The organism is Delftia sp. DT-2 (genome assembly GCF_028401915.1).
In the GTDB taxonomy this organism is placed as follows: domain Bacteria; phylum Pseudomonadota; class Gammaproteobacteria; order Burkholderiales; family Burkholderiaceae_C; genus Comamonas; species Comamonas tsuruhatensis.
The window spans coordinates 157,349-176,818 of the sequence record NZ_JAQOTI010000012.1; the positions used below are offsets into that span (position 1 = coordinate 157,349).

19 protein-coding genes are annotated in these 19,470 nt (G+C 67.7%); 14 read left to right on the plus strand and 5 right to left on the minus strand.

The genetic code is table 11. The annotated features are described in order from the left end of the window. Positions 1-4: 4 nt before the first annotated feature. The 7 genes from PO605_RS22110 to PO605_RS22140 all read left to right on the plus strand — a co-directional run bounded on the left by PO605_RS22110 (position 5) and on the right by PO605_RS22140 (position 5,341). Positions 5-1,033, plus strand: coding sequence for a zinc-dependent alcohol dehydrogenase family protein (locus PO605_RS22110; protein WP_231574526.1), 1,029 nt, complete (start codon positions 5-7; stop codon positions 1,031-1,033). 297 nt (positions 1,034-1,330) lie between these two features. Beyond that, positions 1,331-2,089, plus strand: coding sequence for a sulfite exporter TauE/SafE family protein (locus PO605_RS22115; protein WP_047474093.1), 759 nt, complete (start codon positions 1,331-1,333; stop codon positions 2,087-2,089). A 243-nt stretch (positions 2,090-2,332) separates the two neighbouring features. Beyond that, a complete protein-coding gene (locus tag PO605_RS22120; RefSeq protein WP_272206879.1) occupies positions 2,333-3,103 on the plus strand; it encodes an ABC transporter substrate-binding protein in 771 nt (256 codons plus the stop codon). A 65-nt stretch (positions 3,104-3,168) separates the two neighbouring features. Next, the gene (locus tag PO605_RS22125) at positions 3,169-3,951 is read left to right on the plus strand and encodes an amino acid ABC transporter permease (RefSeq protein WP_272206880.1); all 783 of its coding nucleotides are present in this window, start codon (positions 3,169-3,171) and stop codon (positions 3,949-3,951) included. Then, on the plus strand, positions 3,948-4,706 hold the full coding sequence (locus PO605_RS22130) for an amino acid ABC transporter ATP-binding protein (RefSeq protein WP_272206881.1): 759 nt from the start codon (positions 3,948-3,950) through the stop codon (positions 4,704-4,706). The genes PO605_RS22125 and PO605_RS22130 overlap by 4 nt, the downstream gene beginning before the upstream one ends. A 111-nt stretch (positions 4,707-4,817) precedes the next feature. Next, positions 4,818-5,066, plus strand: coding sequence for a FitA-like ribbon-helix-helix domain-containing protein (locus PO605_RS22135; RefSeq protein WP_016453586.1), 249 nt, complete (start codon positions 4,818-4,820; stop codon positions 5,064-5,066). Next, positions 5,063-5,341, plus strand: a complete 279-nt coding sequence (locus PO605_RS22140; protein WP_231574427.1) for a PIN domain-containing protein — start codon at positions 5,063-5,065, stop codon at positions 5,339-5,341. The genes PO605_RS22135 and PO605_RS22140 overlap by 4 nt, the downstream gene beginning before the upstream one ends. A 190-nt stretch (positions 5,342-5,531) precedes the next feature. On the opposite strand, the gene mrdA is transcribed toward PO605_RS22140, so the two are convergent. The 4 genes from mrdA to PO605_RS22160 all read right to left on the minus strand — a co-directional run bounded on the left by mrdA (position 5,532) and on the right by PO605_RS22160 (position 10,407). Further along, the gene (mrdA, locus tag PO605_RS22145; RefSeq protein WP_272206882.1) at positions 5,532-7,577 is read right to left on the minus strand and encodes a penicillin-binding protein 2; all 2,046 of its coding nucleotides are present in this window, start codon (positions 7,575-7,577) and stop codon (positions 5,532-5,534) included. Positions 7,578-7,590: 13 nt separating this feature from the next. Then, positions 7,591-8,109, minus strand: a complete 519-nt coding sequence (gene mreD, locus PO605_RS22150; protein WP_013800223.1) for a rod shape-determining protein MreD — start codon at positions 8,107-8,109, stop codon at positions 7,591-7,593. Then, entirely contained in the window at positions 8,106-9,179 is a 1,074-nt protein-coding gene (mreC, locus tag PO605_RS22155) for a rod shape-determining protein MreC (RefSeq protein ID WP_047472272.1), read from the minus strand. The genes mreD and mreC overlap by 4 nt, the downstream gene beginning before the upstream one ends. A gap of 184 nt (positions 9,180-9,363) precedes the next feature. Then, positions 9,364-10,407, minus strand: coding sequence for a rod shape-determining protein (locus tag PO605_RS22160; protein ID WP_012202293.1), 1,044 nt, complete (start codon positions 10,405-10,407; stop codon positions 9,364-9,366). 212 nt (positions 10,408-10,619) lie between these two features. On the opposite strand from PO605_RS22160, the gene gatC reads away from it, so the two are divergent. From gatC to PO605_RS22185, 5 genes are all read left to right on the plus strand, one after another. Next, on the plus strand, positions 10,620-10,919 hold the full coding sequence (gene gatC, locus PO605_RS22165) for an Asp-tRNA(Asn)/Glu-tRNA(Gln) amidotransferase subunit GatC (protein ID WP_016448550.1): 300 nt from the start codon (positions 10,620-10,622) through the stop codon (positions 10,917-10,919). Between the two features lie 66 nt (positions 10,920-10,985). Further along, positions 10,986-12,482, plus strand: coding sequence for an Asp-tRNA(Asn)/Glu-tRNA(Gln) amidotransferase subunit GatA (gatA, locus tag PO605_RS22170; RefSeq protein WP_272206883.1), 1,497 nt, complete (start codon positions 10,986-10,988; stop codon positions 12,480-12,482). Positions 12,483-12,488: 6 nt separating this feature from the next. Next, complete coding sequence (gatB, locus tag PO605_RS22175; RefSeq protein WP_046238954.1) at positions 12,489-13,934, plus strand: Asp-tRNA(Asn)/Glu-tRNA(Gln) amidotransferase subunit GatB; 1,446 nt, start codon at positions 12,489-12,491, stop codon at positions 13,932-13,934. Positions 13,935-14,082: 148 nt separating this feature from the next. Next, the gene (locus tag PO605_RS22180; RefSeq protein ID WP_047474390.1) at positions 14,083-15,306 is read left to right on the plus strand and encodes a serine hydrolase domain-containing protein; all 1,224 of its coding nucleotides are present in this window, start codon (positions 14,083-14,085) and stop codon (positions 15,304-15,306) included. A gap of 131 nt (positions 15,307-15,437) precedes the next feature. Beyond that, on the plus strand, positions 15,438-16,604 hold the full coding sequence (locus PO605_RS22185) for an HPP family protein (RefSeq protein ID WP_047474392.1): 1,167 nt from the start codon (positions 15,438-15,440) through the stop codon (positions 16,602-16,604). 64 nt (positions 16,605-16,668) lie between these two features. On the opposite strand, the gene serA is transcribed toward PO605_RS22185, so the two are convergent. Next, positions 16,669-17,898, minus strand: a complete 1,230-nt coding sequence (gene serA / locus PO605_RS22190) for a phosphoglycerate dehydrogenase (protein WP_272206884.1) — start codon at positions 17,896-17,898, stop codon at positions 16,669-16,671. 358 nt (positions 17,899-18,256) lie between these two features. Between serA and PO605_RS22195 the strand changes: the two genes are divergently transcribed. Then, complete coding sequence (locus PO605_RS22195) at positions 18,257-19,234, plus strand: hypothetical protein (RefSeq protein WP_047218829.1); 978 nt, start codon at positions 18,257-18,259, stop codon at positions 19,232-19,234. A gap of 49 nt (positions 19,235-19,283) precedes the next feature. Beyond that, the coding region (locus PO605_RS22200) for a nitroreductase family protein (protein ID WP_272206885.1) at positions 19,284-19,470 on the plus strand (187 nt) is incomplete at its 3' end.

Here is a 19,470-nt window from a genome sequence, read left to right on the forward strand (position 1 = left end):
TTCCATGACCGTGCCTGCGTCTTCCCCATTCATGCAGCAATGGCAACTGCCTGCCCTGGGCCATGAAAACCTGCAGCTGGTGCAAGTCCCCATTCCCGAGCCCGGGCAGGGCCAGGTACTGGTGCGCGTGCATGCGGCATCGCTGAACTACCGCGATCTGCTGATCCTGCGCGACGGCATGGGCATGGGGCCGGCCCTGCCCCTGGTGCCCGGCTCGGACATGGCTGGCGAGGTGGTCGCCATCGGCCCGGGAGTCGCGGAGTTCGCGGTTGGCGACGCCGTGATCAGCACCTTCTTCTGCGGCTGGCAGGACGGCGTGCAGCCGCGCACCAGCCTGCCGCTGGGCTCGCCCGGGCCGGGCATGCTGTCGGAATACGTGGTGCTGGGCGAAGACAACCTGGTCGCCGCGCCCCGTCAGCTGGACTTTGCGCAGGCCAGCACCCTGACGTGCGCGGGCGCAACCGCCTGGTTCGCGCTGGCCGAGTCCGCGCCCACGCGGCCCGGCGACACCGTAGTCATCATGGGCACGGGCGGCGTGGCGCTGTTCGCCATGCAGATCGCCCATGCCCAGGGTGCGCGCGTGGTGGTGGTTTCGGGCAGCGACGACAAGCTGGCGCGGGCTGCGCAGCTGGGTGCAGACCACGGCATCCACCGCCACCGCACGCCGGACTGGGCCGCCGAGGTGCGCGCCCTCACGGGAGGACGCGGCGCCGACCATGTGCTGGAACTGGCCGGGGGGGATAACTTCGGCCGCTCGCTATCGGCCCTGGCACAGGGAGGCCGCGTGTCGGTGATCGGCAATCTGCAGGGTGACGAGCTGCGCGGCTCGGTCTATCCGCTGCTGCTGGGGCGCGCCACCGTTCAGGGCATCGGCGTGGTACACCGGCGTGCGCTGCAGGATCTGGTGCGTGCCGTGGACTGGCTGAAGCTGCAACCTGTGATCGACAGCGAATACGCGCTGGCCGATCTGCCGGCAGCCCTGGAGCATCTGGAGCGGGGTGCTTTCGGCAAGCTGGTGCTGCGCATGCGCTGAACGTCCGGCAACCGGCAATCATCGTCCCAGCCCCTTGCTGGTGCAATCCCGCACTTTCGCGGCAACTGCGGGAAATCCCCGATGCACCACCCAGGTGCGGCCATTAAAGTCCATCCACTCTCGCGGTACCACAGTGCTGCACAAGAGGGGCCGAGGAGACAACTCGTACACAACCAGATCAACATTCATAAATAGCATCCCAAGATGCATTTCCCAGAGCGCCGGCAAGTCCGGCGCTTTTTTTATGCCTGCGGCCAGCCTGATGCGGCACCGTGGCGGTGCGACAATCGCCGCCCTATGGAATGGATCATCGTCTCGCTGGCCTCGATGCTGGCTGGCTTCGTGGACGCCATCGTGGGCGGCGGAGGCCTCATCCTGCTGCCCGCGCTGTTCGCCACCTTCCCCACCGCACCACCGGCCACGCTGCTGGGCACCAACAAGAGCGCCTCGGTCTGGGGCACGGCCATGTCCACCTGGCAGTACGGCCGCAAGGTGCAGTTGCCCTGGCGCGCGATGATGCCGGCGGCCTGCGTGGGCATGGCGGGCTCTTTTGCGGGCGCCTGGGCCGTCACGCAGATCTCCCCCGATTTCCTGCGCCGGCTGCTGCCGCTGGTGCTGCTGGGCGTGCTGGTTTACACGCTGGCGCGCAAGGACATGGGCCGCCGCCACACGCCGCACTATTCGGGCCGCGCCGAGACGCTGATCGCCTGCGCCATCGGCCTGGTGATTGGCTTCTATGACGGTTTCTTCGGCCCCGGCACGGGCAGCTTCTTCGTGTTCCTGTTCGTGCGGCTGATGGGCTATGACTTCCTGAACGCATCGGCCTCGGCCAAGCTGCTGAACATGGCCACCAACCTGGCTGCGCTGGCGCTGTTCGCGCTCAAGGGCCATATCTGGTGGCACCTGGCCGTGCCCATGGCGGTGGCCAATGTGCTGGGCGCCATGCTGGGCACGCACATGGCCCTGCGCCATGGAACGGGCTTTGTGCGCGGCATTTTCATCGGCGTGGTGAGCCTGCTGATCCTCAAGACCGGCTACGACGCCTTCATCGCCTGAGCACGGGCCAGCGGCGTTCGCAACACCTGCCATCGGCGTTGGCGACGGCAACCTTCTATAATTGCCGACTTTTCGCCTTGAGCTGCGGCGGCTGGTGCATGTCGCACCCCTGCCAGCGGCCGTACCCGACCAGCCGCAAAAAACCGGCCCCGCCGTCCATGGCCCATGCACTGATGCGTGCCTTGGCGCTTTCTTCATGCTGCGGCGCCGGGGTCAGGTCTTGAGCGACAGCCCAGGAGTTCCATGAAACGCTTTACCGTCATCGCCGCCGCCGCGCTGGCCCTGTGGACCGCCGCCGGCGTTCAGGCCCGCCCCTTCGACGCCATCCAGAAGGAAGGCACGCTACGCCTGGCCACCGAGGGCTACTACGCGCCCTTCGCCCATTTCGAGGGCAAGCAGCTGACCGGCTTCGAAGTCGAGCTGGCCCAGATGATGGCCGCCAAGATGGGCGTGAAGTACGAGTGGAAGACCATCAGCTTCGACGCCCTGCTGACCGGCCTGCAGCAGGACCGCTGGGATCTGGTGATTTCCTCGCACGGCATCACGCCCGAGCGCGAGAAGGCCGTGACCTTCACCCAGCCCCATTACTGCTCTGGCCCCATCGTGATGTCGCTGGACCCGGCCATCCGCTCGGGCAAGGACCTGGCGGGCAAGACGGTGTCGGTGCAGACCGGCACCACCTATATGCAGTACATGGAGAAGAACCTGCCCGGCATCAAGCGCCTGGTCAACTTCCCCACGAACGAGGCCGCGCGCAATGCGCTGCTGTCCAAGCGGGTGGACGCCTGGGTGACCGAGCGCTTCATTGCCAAGGAACTGCAGCAGAAGAACCCCAATGCCCAGCTCAAGCAGGGCGAGTTGCTGCTGGTCGAGCGCATCGCCGCCGCCGTGGCCAAGGACAACAAGTCGCTGGCCGACGCCTGGAACAAGGCCTTCAAGGACGCCCTGGCCGACGGCAGCTACGCCAAGCTGTCGCAGAAATATTTCCACGAAGACATCCGCTGCCCTGACTGAGGCCCCGGGCAGATCTGCCCGACCGGCGCCCACTTGCAGGGCGCCTTTTTGTTTCTAGCCCACCTATGCTTACCGTCCTCTGGCCCGCCCACTGGAGCCGCTCGCAGCGCAGCAACGCCACCCTGGTCACGGCCCTGCTGCTGATGGTGCTCGTGGTTTCGCTGCTGGGGCAGTTCCTGTCCCTGCTGCCCGAGCCCATAGGCTCCAATGCCGACACCTTCGCCGATGGCGCGCGCACCACGCTGTACCTGACGCTGGCCAGCGGCGCCGCCGGCCTGGTGCTGGGCATCGCCGCCGCGCTGGCGCGCACCTCGCGCACGGCCGCCCTGCGCTGGGCTGCAGGCTTTTACGTCTGGGCGATCCGCGGCACGCCGCTGCTGGTGCAGATCCTGTTCATCTACTTCGCGCTGCCGGTGCTGATCCCGGGCCTGAACCTGCCCGACTTCGCCGCCGCCTGCATTGCGCTGGCGCTGAACGTGGGCGCCTACAACGCCGAAGCCGTGCGTGCCGGCCTGCAGGCCGTGCCGCGCGGCCAGGCCGAGGCCGCACGCGCGCTGGGCCTGCCGCGCAGCCGCGTCTTCATGGACGTGGTGTTCCCGCAGGCCTTCAAGATCTCGCTGCCGCCGCTGGTGAGCAACTTCGTGGCCCTGCTCAAGGATTCGTCGCTGGCGTACGCCATCGGCGTGGTGGAGCTGACCAATGTGGGCAACCGCATCCAGTCGGCCACCTTCCAGCCCGTGGAGACCCTGGTCACCGTGGGCGTGACCTACCTGGTGCTGACCACGCTGGTGACCCAGGTCACGGCTGCCGTGGAGTACCGCTTCGACGTGGAGGGCCGCCACAAATGAGCGCCGACAAGCTGGCACGGGGCATGCCCTACATCGTGGCCGACAAGGTCACCAAGTCCTTCGGCAGCCACCAGGTGCTCAAGGGCGTTTCCACGCAGTTTTGCACGGGCGAGGTGACGGTGATCATCGGCGCCTCGGGCTCGGGCAAGTCCACGCTGCTGCGCGCCATCAACCGGCTGGAGCCGCATGATGGCGGGCGCATCACCATCGACGGCGTCGAAGTCACCGACAACGAAGCCACGCTGCAAAAGCAGCGCTGCGAAGTGGGCATGGTGTTCCAGCAGTTCAACCTGTTCGGCCACATGACGGTGCTGGACAACGTGACCCTGGCGCCGCGCCGCATCCACAAAACGCCGCGCGCCCAGGCCAATGCCAAGGCCATGGCCCTGCTGGAGCGCGTGGGCATGCAGGCCCATGCCCACAAGTACCCTTGGCAGCTGTCGGGCGGCCAGCAGCAGCGCGTGGCCATTGCCCGCGCCCTGGCCATGGAGCCGCAGGTGATGCTGTTCGACGAGCCCACCAGCGCGCTGGACCCGGAGATGGTGCAGGAGGTGCTGGACGTGATGCGCGAGCTGGCACGCGGCGGCATGACCATGATCGTGGTCACCCACGAAATGGGCTTCGCCCGCGAGGTCGCCGACCGCGTGATGTTCTTCGACCAGGGCTGCATCGCCCACGAGGCGCCACCGGCCGAATTCTTCGGCAACCCGGCCAGCGAGCGGATCGCGGCATTCATCGGGCGCATAGGGCATTGAGGCCGAAGCCCTGATTCGTCGCCTTGCGTGCCCTCATGCGCAGGGGGCATGCCGTTGTCGCCTTGCGTGTCCATGACTACCATGCGTCATTGACCTGAAAGGAGCCTGGCCATGACTACCATGACGATCCACGATCTGGATGAAGACCTGCAGGCCCGGCTGCGTCTGCAGGCGGACCTGCACGGCCACTCCATGGAAGAAGAGGCCCGCAACATCTTGCGCGCGGCACTCGCAGCCAATGCGGCGGAGGGGCATTCACTGTTCGACTCCATCCGGGCCCGGGTCGAGCCCCTGGGCGGCGTTGAACTGGTGCTTGCGCAGCGCGAGCCCATTCGCAATCCGCTGGGTGCCAGCCGGTGATCATTCTCGACACCAACGTCCTGTCCGAGGCTCTGCGCCCCGATCCCGACAGGCGCGCCATGGAATGGCTGGCCAGCCAGCCCCGCTCCAGTTTGCTCACCACAGCCATCACGCGCGGCGAATTGCTGTACGGCGTCCTGCTGTTGCCGCAGGGACAGCGCAAGCATGGGTTGCTGGCTGCAGTGCAGGCCATCTTGGACATCGATATGGCAGGCCGCGTCCTGGAGTTCGACAACGGTGCCGCTGACACTTATGCGCAGATCGCTGCGGCCTGAAGGCAGTCCGGCAGACCCATCAGCCAGTTCGACGCCATGATTGCGGCCATCGCCCGCTCAAGGGGAGCCAGCCTTGCCACCCGCAATGTGCGGGACTTTGCGGACTGCGGGGTCACGGTCATCGATCCCTGGCAGCGCTGAATCTGCCGCGCAGGGCTCAGACCCGCTTGCAGCGGCACACAAGCGTGCCTCAATCCTCCAGCTCGGCAGCCGAAGGCGGCGACAGCACCGCCGGGCGGCCTGCGGGCACGGGGACCGGCGCCTCGGGCGGCTCGTAGCGCGGCAGGCCGGGCAGGTTCACGGTTTCCGCATCCAGCGTGATTTCGGAGACGCGGCGCGGGGTGCCTATGGGCACGCCGGCCTGGCCCTTGCGCATGGCGGCCATGTCTTCCAGGCTGGGGTAGCGGCCCAGCAGCCAGTAGTCGAACACGCGGCGCGCCAGCGGTGCGGCGGCAGCGGCACCGAAGCCGGCGTTCTCCACGATGGCAGCGACGGCAATGGTGGGGTTGTCGGCCGGCGCGTAGGCGATGTACAGCGAGTGGTCGCGCTGGAACTCGGACAGGCGTGCCGCGTTGTACTTCTCGTTCTGGCGCACGCCCACGGCCTGGGCCGTGCCGGTCTTGCCGGTGGAGGTGTAGGGCGCGTTGCCGAAGATGCCGCGCGAGGTGCCCTCCACCGTCACGGCGGCCACGGCGGCGCGCACGGCCTCCACGTTCTCGGGCTTGTAGCCCATGCTGGTGCCAGGGTCCTTGTTGATGGCCGAGAACTGCTGCGTGACGGCATCGACACGGCCCACGGCCAGGTGGGGGCGGTGCTTGACGCCCTTGGCCGCCAGCGTGGACATGGCATTGGCCAGCTGCAGGATGGTGAAGTTGTTGTAGCCCTGGCCGATGCCCAGCGAGATGGTCTCGCCCGCGTACCACTTCTTCTGCTCGGGCCGCTTGTAGGTGTTGCGCTTCCACTCGGTGCTGGGCAGCACGCCGCGCGCCTCGCCGCGCACATCGATGCCGGTGAGCTGGCCGAAGCCCAGCGGCTTCATGTAGTCGTGGATCATGTCCACGCCCATGTCGTTGGCCAGCATGTAGTAGTACACGTTGGACGACTTGATGATGGAGCGGCGCAGGTTGGTCGGCCCGTTGGGGTGGCCCGAGCGGAAGGTGTGGCCGCCGAAGGTCCAGCTGCCGTTGTCCATGATGGTGGTGTCGGGGCGGCGCTTGCCCGACTCCAGCGCGGCAATCGCCATGAAGGGCTTGTAGGTGGAGCCCGGCGGATAGGTGCCCCGCAGCGCGCGGTTGAGCAGCGGGCGGTTGATGGATTCGTTGAGCGTGGTCCAGCTCTCCTGGTCGATGCCATCGACGAAGAGGTTCAGGTCGAAGGTGGGACGGCTGACCATGGCCAGCACTTCGCCGCTGCGCGGATCGATGGCCACCAGGGCGCCGCGGCGGTCGCCGTACAGCTCCTCCACCATGCGCTGCAGCTTGATGTCCAGCGACAGCACCAGGCTGTCGCCGGGCGTGGCGGGGCGGCTGCCGAGCTTGCGCACGGCATGTCCGCCGGCCGAGGTTTCCATTTCCTCCCAGCCGGTCTGGCCGTGGAGGTCGGTTTCGTAGCTCTGCTCCACGCCCAGCTTGCCGATGACGTCGGTGCCACGGTAGTTGGCGGCGTCGTCGGAGTCTTCCAGCGCCTCTTTCTCGCGCTGGTTGATGCGGCCTATGTAGCCGATGACATGGCTGGCCGTGTCCTGCATGGGATAGGTGCGGAACAGCCGCGCCTTGATGTCCACGCCCGGGAAGCGGTAGCGCTGCGCGGCAAAGCGCGCGACCTCGTCATCGGTCAGGCGCGTGCGGATGGGCAGGGAGTCGAAGCTGCGGGAGTCGTCCACCAGGCGCTTGAACTTGCGCCGGTCGCGCGGCGTGATCTCGACGATCTCGGCCAGGCTGTCGATGGTCTCTTCAAGGTTGCCCGCGCGCGAGGGCATGATCTCCAGCGTATAGGCCGAGTAGTTGGTGGCCAGCACCACGCCGTTGCGGTCCAGGATCTGGCCCCGGTTGGGCACGATGGGCACCACGGCCGTGCGATTGCTTTCGGCGCGCTCGGCCAGCTCCTCATGGCGCTGCACCTGCAGCACCAGCAAGCGAGCCACCACCAGCCCGAAGGCCAGCAGCACCACCACGCTCATCACCCATGCGCGCAGCCTGAATCGCTGCAGCTCGGCTTCTGTATTGCGGATTTCCATCACGCGTCAAGCCTCACAGAGGACGGTTCTCGTCGCTGTCGGGGGGGCGGCGTTGCGGCGCCAGCAGCAGGCCGCTGACCAGGGGCCACAGCAGGGCCTCGATCAAGGGGGCCACCACCACCAGCGGGCCGGGCACGATGCCGCCCGCCACCATGCGCAGCAGCACCTGCAGGCCGTGCACGACGGCGAACAGGGGCAGCAGGTGCAGCGCCTGCACGGGCGTGGAGAACCAGGACAGGCGCCGGCCCATGGCGCCGGCCGCGAACACCAGCAGCGCATAGGCCAGCGCATGCTGGCCCAGCAGGGAGGAGCGGTCCACATCCATGCACAGGCCCAGCAAAAAGGCCACGCCCATGCCCACGCGCTGGGGCTGGTTCAGCGCCCAGAAGGCCAGCAGCACCATGAGCAGGTCGGGCTGCCAGGCCTGGCGGCCCAGCGGCAGCATGTTGAGTGCCAGCGCCGCCAGCAGGCTGACGACGATGAACAGGGGGTTGACCGGCAGCAGCAACTGCTGGCCGCGCGGCATGATCATGCGGGCTCCTTCCTGGCGGAGGCGGGTGCGGCGGGAGCAGCGGGTGCTGCAGGCGTGGCCGGCGCATCTGTCTTGCCGGCCTTGCCACCGTCCTTGGAGGCTTCCTTGCCCTTGCCATCCTTGCCCTTGTCTTTTTCCTTGCCCTTGTCTTTTTCCTTGCCCTTGCCGGCGCGCAGGGGTTCGGCGGCGCCTTCCGCCTCGGGGTGGGTGGCGCGGTCCAGCGGCTTGAGCACCACCACGTGGCGCACGCCCTGCACGCGGCCCACGGGCTCGCAGTAGATGCGGGAGAAGGCCGAGTCGGCGCGGCGCTCCACCGAGACCACCTTGGCCACGGGCAGGCCCGGCGGGTACAGGCCGTCGACGCCGCTGGTGGTCAGCAGGTCGCCTTCCTGGACATCGGCATTGCTGGGCATGAAGCGCAGCTCGATGCCGCCGGTGCGCAGCGGCGACGGATCGCCATAGGCCACGCTGCGCGCGCCGGTGCGCGGGTTGAAGACGGGAATGGCCTGGTCGCGGTCGATGAGCAGGGTGACCTCGGAACGCAGCGGATACACGCGCGTGACCTGGCCGACCACGCCCTTTTCATCGAGCACGGGCGAGCCCTGGGCGATGCCGTCCACCTGGCCTCGGTCAATGACCACACGGCGGGTATAGAGGTCGGGGCTGTCGTAGACCACTTCGGCCGCCGTGCCGGGCGTGGTCAGGCGGTCGCGCAGCTGCAGCAGCTCGCGCAGATGGTCGTTTTCCTGGATCAGTTCGTCGGCCAGCGAGGCACGCTGGGCCATGGCCACCAGTTCCTTGCGCGCGCCCTGCTCCCGGGCCTGGGCCTCGTCCAGCGAGCCCAGGTAGCGGCTGGCGTCGTGCACGGCCTCCACCGGCTTGAGCATCATCCACTGCACGGGGTACAGCACGGTGGACACGGCCACGCGCACGGGGTCGGTGATCCTGAAACGCGCGTCGGCCACCATCAGAAACAGCGCCAATGCGCTGTAGATGGCCAGTTGGGAGACGCGCGAGGGCCGCCGCTTGAACAGCGAGGGCGCCGAGTGGTCCAGGGTGTTGGGATTCATGCGCCCCTCCTGCGCGGCAGGGCCTGCCCTGCCGCACTTGCTGCGGCCTGGAAAGCACGGGCCGGGCCCGGTGCGAAGGAAGGCAGGGCAAGCATGCAGGTCACCACGGAAGGGGGAGAAAAATCGTTGCAGTCAGACGGCTGCGGCCCCGGGCCCGCGACAACGGGCCCCGGCCTGCGCCGCGTCAGTCGCTGGTGAAGATGCTGCCCTGGCGGTCCATGGTCTCCAGCGCCATGCCGCAGCCGCGCACCACACAGGTCAGCGGTTCCTCGGCCACGAGCACGGGCAGGCCCGTCTCTTCGGCCAGCAGGCGGTCCAGGTCGCGCAGCAGCGCGCCGCCGCCGGTGAGCATCATGCCGCGCTCGGCAATGTCGGCGCCCAGCTCGGGCGGGGTCTGCTCCAGCGCGTTCTTGACGGCGCTGACGATCTGGTTGAGCGGGTCGGTCAGGGCTTCAAGCACCTCGTTGGACGAGATGGTGAAGCTGCGCGGCACGCCTTCGGAGAGGTTGCGGCCCTTGACTTCCATCTCCTTGACTTCGGAGCCGGGGAAGGCCGAGCCGATGTTCTTCTTGATGGATTCGGCCGTGGGCTCGCCGATCAGCATGCCGTAGTTGCGGCGGATGTAGCTGATGATGGCTTCGTCGAACTTGTCGCCGCCCACGCGCACGGAGCCCTTGTAGACCATGCCGCCCAGCGAGATCACGCCGACTTCGGTGGTACCGCCACCGATGTCCACCACCATGGAGCCCGAGGCCTCGGACACCGGCAGGCCGGCACCGATGCCGGCGGCCATGGGTTCCTCGATCAGGTAGACGGAGGTGGCGCCTGCCGCCTCGGCCGCGTCCTTGATGGCGCGGCGCTCGACCTGGGTGGAGCCGCAGGGCACGCAGATGATGATGCGCGGGCTGGGCGTGAGCACCGAGCGCGGATGCACCATCTTGATGAACTGCTTGATCATCTGCTCGGTGATGACGAAGTCGGCAATCACGCCATCCTTCATCGGGCGGATGGCCTCGATGTTGCCGGGCACCTTGCCCAGCATGGCCTTGGCTTCACGGCCCACCGCCTGGATCACCTTCTTGCCATGCGGGCCGCCTTCGTGGCGGATGGCGACAACGGAGGGTTCGTCCAGAACAATGCCCTTGTCGCGGGCGAAAATCAGGGTGTTGGCTGTGCCAAGATCAATGGCAAGGTCGGTGGAGAAATACCGACGGAAAGCTCCGAACATTACGAGAGTCCTCTCAGGCACGGCATGCTCGTCGGCCTGCCATCGCCGGGATGAAAGTTAGGGAGTCTGGATGGGGTTGGCTTTTCGCACAATGACCAGCTCGGAGAGGGTCTTGCGGCAAAGCCGAGATAATACCGTATCCCCTGTGAATAACTTGTACTGCCGGGGCTTGAAATGCGGGTTTACATCCCGTTGCCCCCTTCAAAATTCCTATGGCACTGAACGCACAAGACATCGCACGCATCGCGAACCTCGCACGGCTCGAGCTCTCTTCCGCAGAGAGTGAGCGCATGCTAGGCCAGCTCAATGATTTTTTCGGCATCGTGGAGAAGATGCAGGCTGTGGATACTTCGGGCGTCAGCCCGCTGTCACATCCGGTCGCCGCCATCCAGGACATTGCCCTGCGCCTGCGCGAGGACATTGCCAGCGAGCCCGACCAGCGCGACGCCAATCAGCGCAGCGCCCCGGCCGTCGAGCGCGGCCTGTTCCTGGTCCCCAAGGTGATCGAGTGAGCGCCGGGCGTCGCTCGCCCTGCTTCCTGTCCCCTGGCATCCGTCCCCGTTTTCCGCATCCCATACATGACCCAGCAAACCACTGATCTGCACACGCTCGGCGTGTCGGCCCTGTCGGCCCTGCTGCGCGAGCGCAAGCTCGGCGCCGTCGAAGCCGCCCAGCATTTCCTGGCCCGCGCCCAGGCGCACCAGAACCTGGGCGCCTTCGTCAGCATCGACGAAGAGGCCACCCTGGCCCAGGCCCGCGCTGCCGACGCCCTGATTGCCCAAGGCAAGGGCGGTCGCCTGGCTGGCGTGCCCATTGCGCACAAGGACATCTTCGTCACGCGCGACTTCCCGACCACGGCCTCCAGCAAGATGCTGGCCGGCTATCGCTCGCCCTTCGACGCCACCGTGGTCACCCGCCTGGCCGAGGCCGGCGCCGTGACGCTGGGCAAGCTCAACTGCGACGAATTCGCCATGGGCTCGGCCAACGAGAACTCGGCCGTCGCGCCCGTGGGCTTCGACGCACCCGCGCCCGTGCGCAATCCCTGGAACCTGGACCGCGTGCCCGGCGGCTCCTCGGGCGGCTCGGCCGTGGCCGTGGCCGCCGGCCTGGCGCCCGCCGTCACCGGCACCGACACGGGCGGCTCCATCCGCCAGCCCGCATCGTTTTGCGGCATCACCGGCATCAAGCCCACCTATGGCCGCGCCAGCCGCTACGGCATGATCGCCTTCGCCTCCAGCCTGGACCAGGCCGGTCCCATGGGCAAGAGCGCCGAGGACTGCGCCCTGCTGCTGTCCGAGATGTGCGGCCCCGACCTGGACCGCGACTCCACCAGCCTGGACGTGCCCGCCGAGGACTTCACGGCCCGCCTGAACGACGGCATCGAAGGCCTGCGCATCGGCATCCCCGCCGAGTTCTTCGGCGAAGGCCTGTCGGCCGACGTGCGCGCCGCCGTGGATGGCGCGCTCAAGGAATACGAGAAGCTGGGCGCCCGCCTGGTGCCGATCTCGCTGCCGCGCACCGAGCTGTCGATTCCCGTGTACTACATCCTGGCCCCGGCCGAGGCATCGTCCAACCTGTCGCGCTTCGACGGCGTGAAGTTCGGCCACCGCGCCAAGGACTACACGGACCTGGTGGACATGTACAAGAAGACCCGCGCCGAAGGCTTCGGCGACGAGGTCAAGCGCCGCATCATGATCGGCGCCTACGTGCTGTCCGAGGGCTACTACGACGCCTACTACCTGCAGGCGCAGAAGATCCGCCGCATGATCGCCGACGACTTCCAGGCCGCCTTCCAGCAGTGCGACGTGATCGCCGGCCCCGCCGCGCCCACCGTGGCCTGGCAGCTGGGCTCACAGCGCGACCCGCTGGCCAACTACCTGGCCGACATCTTCACGCTGCCCGCGTCGCTGGCCGGCCTGCCCGGCATGAGCGTGCCCGCAGGCTTTGGCGAGGCCGGCATGCCCGTGGGCCTGCAGCTGATCGGCAACTACTTCAAGGAAGGCCAGCTGCTCAACGCCGCCCACCGCTTCCAGCAGGCCACCGATTTCCACCTTCAAGCTCCGAAGGGCATCTGAGACCCCATGACCGCGAAACTCATCCAGGGCTATGAAGTCGTCATCGGCTTCGAGACCCACGCCCAGCTGGCCACCCAGTCCAAGATCTTCAGCCGCGCAAGCACCGCCTTTGGCGCCGAGCCCAACACCCAGGCCTGCGCCGTGGACATGGCGCTGCCCGGCACGCTGCCGGTGATGAACAAAAAGGCCGTCGAGTGCGCCATCCGCCTCGGCCTGGCGCTGGGCTCGCACATTGCGCCGCGCAGCATCTTCGCGCGCAAGAACTACTTCTATCCCGACCTGCCCAAGGGCTACCAGATCTCGCAGTTCGAGATTCCCGTGGTCCAGGGCGGCGAGGTGTCCTTCTTCCTCGGCGACGAGAAGAAGACCATTCGCCTGGTGCGCGCCCACCTGGAGGAAGATGCCGGCAAGTCGCTGCACGAGGACTTCATCGGCCAGTCGGGCATCGATCTGAACCGCGCCGGCACGCCGCTGCTGGAGATCGTGACCGAGCCCGACATCCGCAGCACGGAAGAAGCCGTGGCCTACGCCAAGACGCTGCACCAGATCGTGACCTGGATCGGCATCTGCGACGGCAACATGCAGGAAGGGAGCTTTCGCTGCGACGCCAACGTCTCCGTGCGCAAGCCCGGCCAGCCGCTGGGCACGCGCCGCGAGATCAAGAACCTCAACAGCTTCAAGAACATGCAGCTGGCCATCGACTACGAGATCCGCTGGCAGATCGAGGAAATCGAGGACGGCCGCCGCATCCAGCAGGCCACCGTGCTGTTCGACCCCGACACGGGCGAGACGCGCTCCATGCGCACCAAGGAAGACGCGGCCGACTACCGCTACTTCCCCGACCCGGACCTGCCGCCGCTGGTGGTCGCGCCCGAGTGGGTGGAACAGGTCAGGGCCGACATGCCCGAGCTGCCGCGCGCCATGGCCGCGCGCTTTGTCGAGCAATATGGCCTGCCCGAGTACGACGCCACCACGCTGACGCAAAGCCAGGCCATGGCCGCCTACTTCGAGGACACGGCCCGGGCCTGCAATGCGCCCAAGCTGGCCAGCAACTGGATCATGGGCGAGATCTCGCGCCGCCTGAACACCGAGGAAATCGGCATGGAGGCCGCCAAGGTCTCCAGCGCCCAGCTGGCCGCGCTGATCGCGCGCATCGGCGACGGCACCATCTCCAACAACGCCGCCAAGCAGGTGTTTGAGGCGCTGTGGACAGGTGAGGGCCAGGACGTGGACGCCATCATCGAGGCCAAGGGCCTCAAGCAGATGAACGACACGGGCGCGCTGGAGAAGATCATCGACGAGGTGATCGCCGCCAATCCGGCCAACGTGGAGCAGTACCGCGCAGGCAAGGACAAGGCCTTCAACGCCCTGGTCGGCCAGGTCATGAAGGCTTCCAAGGGCAAGGCCAACCCGGCGCAGGTCAACGAGCTGCTCAAGGCCAAGCTGGCCTGACCACACGCACGGTCCACCCGGCCCACCAAGCCCGCCCACCGTGGCGGGCTTTTTTTCGTGTGCACGCTCCGCGCCGGCTGTCCCGCACCGAACAGCGCCTGCGCCTGCATGTCTCCAGAATCCCTGCCATCGCACCTGAGGAGACAGCATGACCACCAGCACCGACCGCCTGCACATCCCCGGCCTGCCCTGGGCCGACTCCCCTGAAGCCGTAGGCCTGGGCGGCGCGCGCCTGGCGCGCCTGTCGGCCCGGCTGCAGCGCGGCGTGGACACCGGCGAGATCCCGGGCGCCGTGGCCCTGGTGGCACGGCGCGGCAAGCTGGCCTACCTGGAGAGCTTCGGCCTGCTGGACCCCGAGGCCGGCACGGCCATGCGGCCCGATGCCATCTTCCGCATCGCCTCCATGAGCAAGCCCATCACCTCGCTGGCCATCATGATGCTGGCCGAGCAGGGTCGGCTGTCCATCATCGAGCCCGTGGAGCAGTACCTGCCCGAGCTGGCCGCGCTGCGCGTGGGCCTGGAGCGCGCGCCGCTGGCACGCTCCATCACGCTGCAGGACCTGCTGCGCCACACCTCCGGCATTCCCTATGGATTCGCCGGCACCGAGCACCCCGTCAAGAAGATGTACCTGGATGCGGGCCTGTTCAGCGGCAAGTTCACCAATGCGCAGTTCATCACCAGGCTCGCGCAGCTGCCGCTGGTGGCCCAGCCCGGCGAGACCTGGGAATACGGCATGTCCACCGATGTGCTGGGCCGCGTGGTCGAGGTGGTCAGCGGCCAGACGCTGGCCGCCTTCGTGCGCGAGCACATCACCGGGCCGCTGGGCATGGCCGACACGGGCTTTCATGCGCCCGACAGCGAGATCGCACGCGCCGCGCGGCCCCAGCCCGAAGGGCCGCAGAAACAGATGCCGCCCATCCCCCCGGTCACGCGCGCCATGATGTTCGAGTCGGGCGGCGGTGGCATGGTCTCGACCATGGCCGACTACGCGCGGCTGTGCCTGTTCTGGCGCAACGGCGGCACGCTGGACGGCGTGCGCCTGGTCTCGCGCAAGACCGTGGAGCTGATGACCTCCAACCACCTGCCCGCCAGCGTGCGCATGGGGCCGGACATGGCGTATTTCGGCGCCCAGCGGCCCTCGCCCGAGGTGGGCCAGGGCTTCGGCCTGGGGTTTGCGGTGCGCACGGCGCCGGGCCTCAACCCGCTGCCGGGCAGCGTGGGCGACTTTTCATGGAGCGGCATCTACGGCACCTTCTTCTGGATCGATCCGCAGGAGGACCTGTTCGCCATCCTCATGATGCAGTCCATGGCCCAGCGCATTCCCTACCGCTGGGTGATGCGCGAGGGCGTGTACCAGTCCGTGGTGGACTGAATCTTCCAGGTTTGCACCAAGGCAGTGCAAAGCCCATGTTGCCAGCAAGAGCGGCGTCCCTTCCTAAAATGACGCGCTTTTGCAGCCCTGCCCCGGGGCCGCGCAGGCAAAGACAACAAGACAACAAGGCCATGGGCTGGAACAGAAAAGCATGGGGGCCGGTGGTGCCGCGCCCCGCGCCTGCGGACATGTGGCGCGTGGCCATGGGCTCCATCGTGGGCATGGGGCTGGCCACGGCCCTGGTCTGGCTGGCGCATGCGGGCACCTGGGATCTTCCCCTGCGCCTGTTCGCGCCGCTGGGCGCCACGGCCGTGCTGCTGTTCGCCGTGCCCACCAGCCCGCTGGCCCAGCCCTGGTCCTGCGTGGTGGGCAATACGGTGTCTGCGCTCTGGGCCCTGTTCGTGCTGCAGTGGAGCCCTCCCCAGCTGGCCCCTGCGCTGGCCGTGGGTGGCGCCATAGGCTGCATGCTGCTGACGCGCTCGCTGCATCCGCCGGGTGGCGCCATGGCCCTGCTGACGGTGCTCAATGCCAAGGCCTCGCTGGCCGCCGGCTGGATGCTGCCCTTCGTGCCCGTGGGCGCGCTGACGCTGGCGCTGGTCCTGGCGGCCACGGCGCTCCACCGCGCTACGGGCCGGCGCTATCCCCACCATGCCGACACGGCGCCCAAGGCCTCGCCCGCCGATTCGGCCCATCGCCATGCCTCGCGCCTGGGCCTGTCCCATGCCGATCTGGAGGCGCTGCTGCTGCGCTTCGGCCAGGAAAACAACCTGGAAGCCGACGACCTGGCCGAGCTGCTGGCCGCCGCCGAGGAAACCGCCATCGAGCACCGCCTGGGCGGCGTGCGCTGCGCCCAGCTGATGACGCGCGATCCCGTGAGCTGCTCCTTGGACGACGACGTGCACGCCGTGGCCGCACGCTTTCGCGCGCACCCGGCCAAGAGCCTGCCGGTGCTGGACGCCGATGGCGGCCTGGCCGGCACGGTCTCCCGTGCCGAGCTGTACGAGTGGCTGTGGATGAGCCCCGTGCGCCCGGCCGAATCTGCGGCAAAACCTTCTTTGTTGAACTGGCTGGGCCAGCGCCTGCCCGGCAAGACCCGGGCCGCGCCCCGCCTGTCGGAGCTGCCCCAGCTGGTTCATGCGCCTGAACTCAGCGTGGACGAGGACACGCCCGTGGGCCAGTTGCTGGACGCCCTGGCCCGGCACAGCGTGCCCTGCATTCCCGTGATGCGCGAAGGCCGGCTGACCGGCCTGATCACGCGCACGGACCTGATGCGGCTTCTGCTGCAGCCGGGCAGATAGGGCGAGCCGGCAATGCGCCAGTTTCAGGAAGTGCGCCCAAGCGCAGCATCCTGAAACCTGGCCATCAGAACAGCACGCGGCAGCGGATGGTGCCGGGAACCTGGGTCAGTTTCTCGACCGCCAGGCCCGAGGACTGGGCTGCCAGGTCGATCACCACATAGCCCACCTTCTCGTCGGTGCGCAGGTACTGGCCGGCAATGTTGATGCCGTTCTCGGCAAACACCTGGTTGATGGCCGACAGCACGCCGGGCTGGTTGTGGTGCACGTGCAGGATGCGGTTCTGGCCGGGGTGGGCGGGCAGGGCCACTTCGGGGAAGTTCACCGCCGAGGTGGTGGTGCCGTTGTCGCTGTACTTGACCAGCTTCTCGGCCACTTCCAGGCCGATGTTGGCCTGGGCCTCCATGGTGGAGCCGCCCACGTGCGGTGTCAGGATGACGTTGTCCAGGCCGCGCAGGGGCGAGACGAATTCATCCTTGTTGCTGCGCGGCTCGGTGGGGAACACGTCGATGGCGGCGCCCAGCAGCTTGCCGGCCTTCAGGGCCTCGGCCAGCGGCTCGATTTCCACCACGGTGCCGCGCGAGGCATTGATCAGGATGGCGCCGGGCTTCATGGCCGCGATTTCCTTGGCGCCGATCATCCACTGGGTGGAGGGCAGCTCGGGCACGTGCAGGGTGACGATGTCGCTGCCGGCCAGCAGATCGGCCAGCGATGCGGCCTGGCGCGCATTGCCCAGCGGCAGCTTGGTGGACACGTCATGGAAGAGCACCTGCATGCCCACCGACTCGGCCATCACCGACAGCTGGGTGCCGATGGAGCCGTAGCCCACGATGCCCAGCGTCTTGCCGCGGATTTCGTAGGAGTTCTCGGCGCTCTTGAGCCAGCCGCCGCGGTGGGCGGAGGCGTTCTTGGCGGGCACGCCGCGCAGCAGCAGGATGGCCTCGGCCAGCACCAGCTCGGCCACCGAGCGCGTGTTGGAGTAAGGCGCGTTGAAGACCACCACGCCACGCTCGCGCGCCGCGCCCAGGTCCACCTGGTTGGTGCCGATGCAAAAGCAGCCCACGGCCACGAGCTTTTGCGCGGCGGCGAACACGTCGGCCGTCAGCTGCGTGCGCGAACGGATGCCGACGAAGTGCACGTCGGCGATCTTGCGCTTGAGCTCCTCGCCTTCCAGCGCGCCCGTCACGGTCTCCACATTGGTGTAGCCCGCGTTGCGCAGCACTTCGAGTGCGGAAGGATGGATGCCTTCGAGCAGCAGGAACTTGATCTTCGATTTATCCAGCGACGTTTTGGTCATGGGCGAGCCCTCTCTAGTCAGTCAGAAATCAAAGCGAGCATTACAGCGGATTCGGGAAGCCGCTACAGCCGGTAGGCCCAAAGCCAGCGCGCCCGCAAGCGGGAGAACCATGCGCCCTGCGGCCATGAACATCCCGCCATCCGGCAGACACCCATTGCAGGACGGCGCATGCCACGGGAGCACATGCACACTTCGAGTTTGGCGCGAAATGTAAAACATTGAGAACCGGTGCGCGCGTGCGCGGCAGCCTTCCTAGAATTCGCGCGTCTGCGTCCGGTGCTTTCAAATCAATAGCAACAGAACAGGCCTGCAGGCGGGCCGGACGCGCCCTTGTTTTACGAACCAACCGAGGAATCCGATGATTACAAACATGCTGCGCAGGATCGAGGACCTGCTGGTGCAGGTGGTGCGCGTGGTGCTGCTGGTGTTCTCCCTGCTCGTGCTGGTGGGCATGGCACTGTGGACCTGGGAGAGCTTCAGGCCCGGCAAGGCCGAGGCGCCCCAGGCCGTGGCCCAGGAATTGAACTGGAAGGACGCCAGGCCCGACCTGCAGTTCGTCGTGGACGAAACCAGCCGTGACCTGGGCGCGGGCGGCGGCGAACCCGCCATGGAAAAGCGCCTGGCCGATCCGGCGCTGCGCCCCGCCTTCCAGAAGGCCGACGCCCTGGTGCGCGCCTTCGTGAACAAGGATCCTGCGCGGCGCGAGCGCACAGAACGGGACCACCAGGCCCGGGGCCTGGCACCGCTGCACCCGCTGCTGCAAGGCGACGCCCTGCCGTCCGAGGCCGATGTGCAGCGCCACATCCAGGAGCGCGGCCAGCGCGAAGGCGATGCCGGGGCCGTGGATGCGGCGGCCGATGCAGCGGCTGCCGACGCAGCGGCTGCCGCAGCCGCCTCCGCCGACGAGGAAGACAGCTGGATGGTCGATCCCGTGGATACCGCCGCCGCCATCCACGAGCGTGCCCAGGCCGCCGAGCTGGAACACGGCAAGGGCGCCTATGCGGCCTATGTGCAGGGCCTGCCCGCCGCGCTGGAGCAGGTCTTCGGCAATGCCGCGCTGGAGCCGCGGCTGCAGGCGCAGACGGCCCAGCAGATCCTGTCCACGGTGCTGCTGAACTACACGCTGTCACTGGACAATGCGGCGCGCGCGCTGCGCGGCGAGGACAGCCACGGCAGCAGCTCCTGGAAGGAGCGCTTCGGCGCCGTGGAGACGGCCTTCTGGAGCATGCTGATGTCATTCCTCGTGCTGGTGGTGATGGTGCTGGTCTTCATCCGCATGGAGCGCCACCTGCGCGTGATCAGCCAGCAGCATGGCCAGGCACCGCGCCAGCCCTGAGGCCTTGCGCTATCGTTGCCGCTTTCCTTTCTGCTTGCCGCCTATCCGCATGACACGCAACACCACCACCCCCATCCATCCGCAGTTCCTGGGCCGCATGTCGCCGCGCGCCTTCAAGCCGGAGGCACTGAGCCAGGCCCAGATCGAGCAACTGGCCGACGCCGCGCGCTGGGCCCCTTCGGCCAGCAACAAGCAGCCCTGGCACTTTGCCTATGCGCTGCGCGGCGATGCGAACT

Bases quoted from the DNA above. Each gene is read 5' to 3' on its own strand.
- mreC (WP_047472272.1), bottom strand. From the start codon at position 9,179: ATGAATCCCAACACCCTGGACCACTCGGCGCCCTCGCTGTTCAAGCGG.
- gatA (WP_272206883.1), top strand. From the start codon at position 10,986: ATGACCCAGCAAACCACTGATCTGCACACGCTCGGCGTGTCGGCCCTG.
- PO605_RS22130 (WP_272206881.1), top strand. From the start codon at position 3,948: ATGAGCGCCGACAAGCTGGCACGGGGCATGCCCTACATCGTGGCCGAC.
- PO605_RS22195 (WP_047218829.1), top strand. From the start codon at position 18,257: ATGATTACAAACATGCTGCGCAGGATCGAGGACCTGCTGGTGCAGGTG.
- PO605_RS22115 (WP_047474093.1), top strand. From the start codon at position 1,331: ATGGAATGGATCATCGTCTCGCTGGCCTCGATGCTGGCTGGCTTCGTG.
- mreD (WP_013800223.1), bottom strand. From the start codon at position 8,109: ATGATCATGCCGCGCGGCCAGCAGTTGCTGCTGCCGGTCAACCCCCTG.
- PO605_RS22180 (WP_047474390.1), top strand. From the start codon at position 14,083: ATGACCACCAGCACCGACCGCCTGCACATCCCCGGCCTGCCCTGGGCC.
- PO605_RS22185 (WP_047474392.1), top strand. From the start codon at position 15,438: ATGGGCTGGAACAGAAAAGCATGGGGGCCGGTGGTGCCGCGCCCCGCG.
- PO605_RS22160 (WP_012202293.1), bottom strand. From the start codon at position 10,407: ATGTTCGGAGCTTTCCGTCGGTATTTCTCCACCGACCTTGCCATTGAT.
- PO605_RS22135 (WP_016453586.1), top strand. From the start codon at position 4,818: ATGACTACCATGACGATCCACGATCTGGATGAAGACCTGCAGGCCCGG.
- PO605_RS22110 (WP_231574526.1), top strand. From the start codon at position 5: ATGACCGTGCCTGCGTCTTCCCCATTCATGCAGCAATGGCAACTGCCT.
- serA (WP_272206884.1), bottom strand. From the start codon at position 17,898: ATGACCAAAACGTCGCTGGATAAATCGAAGATCAAGTTCCTGCTGCTC.
- mrdA (WP_272206882.1), bottom strand. From the start codon at position 7,577: ATGGAAATCCGCAATACAGAAGCCGAGCTGCAGCGATTCAGGCTGCGC.
- gatB (WP_046238954.1), top strand. From the start codon at position 12,489: ATGACCGCGAAACTCATCCAGGGCTATGAAGTCGTCATCGGCTTCGAG.
- PO605_RS22120 (WP_272206879.1), top strand. From the start codon at position 2,333: ATGAAACGCTTTACCGTCATCGCCGCCGCCGCGCTGGCCCTGTGGACC.
- PO605_RS22125 (WP_272206880.1), top strand. From the start codon at position 3,169: ATGCTTACCGTCCTCTGGCCCGCCCACTGGAGCCGCTCGCAGCGCAGC.
- gatC (WP_016448550.1), top strand. From the start codon at position 10,620: ATGGCACTGAACGCACAAGACATCGCACGCATCGCGAACCTCGCACGG.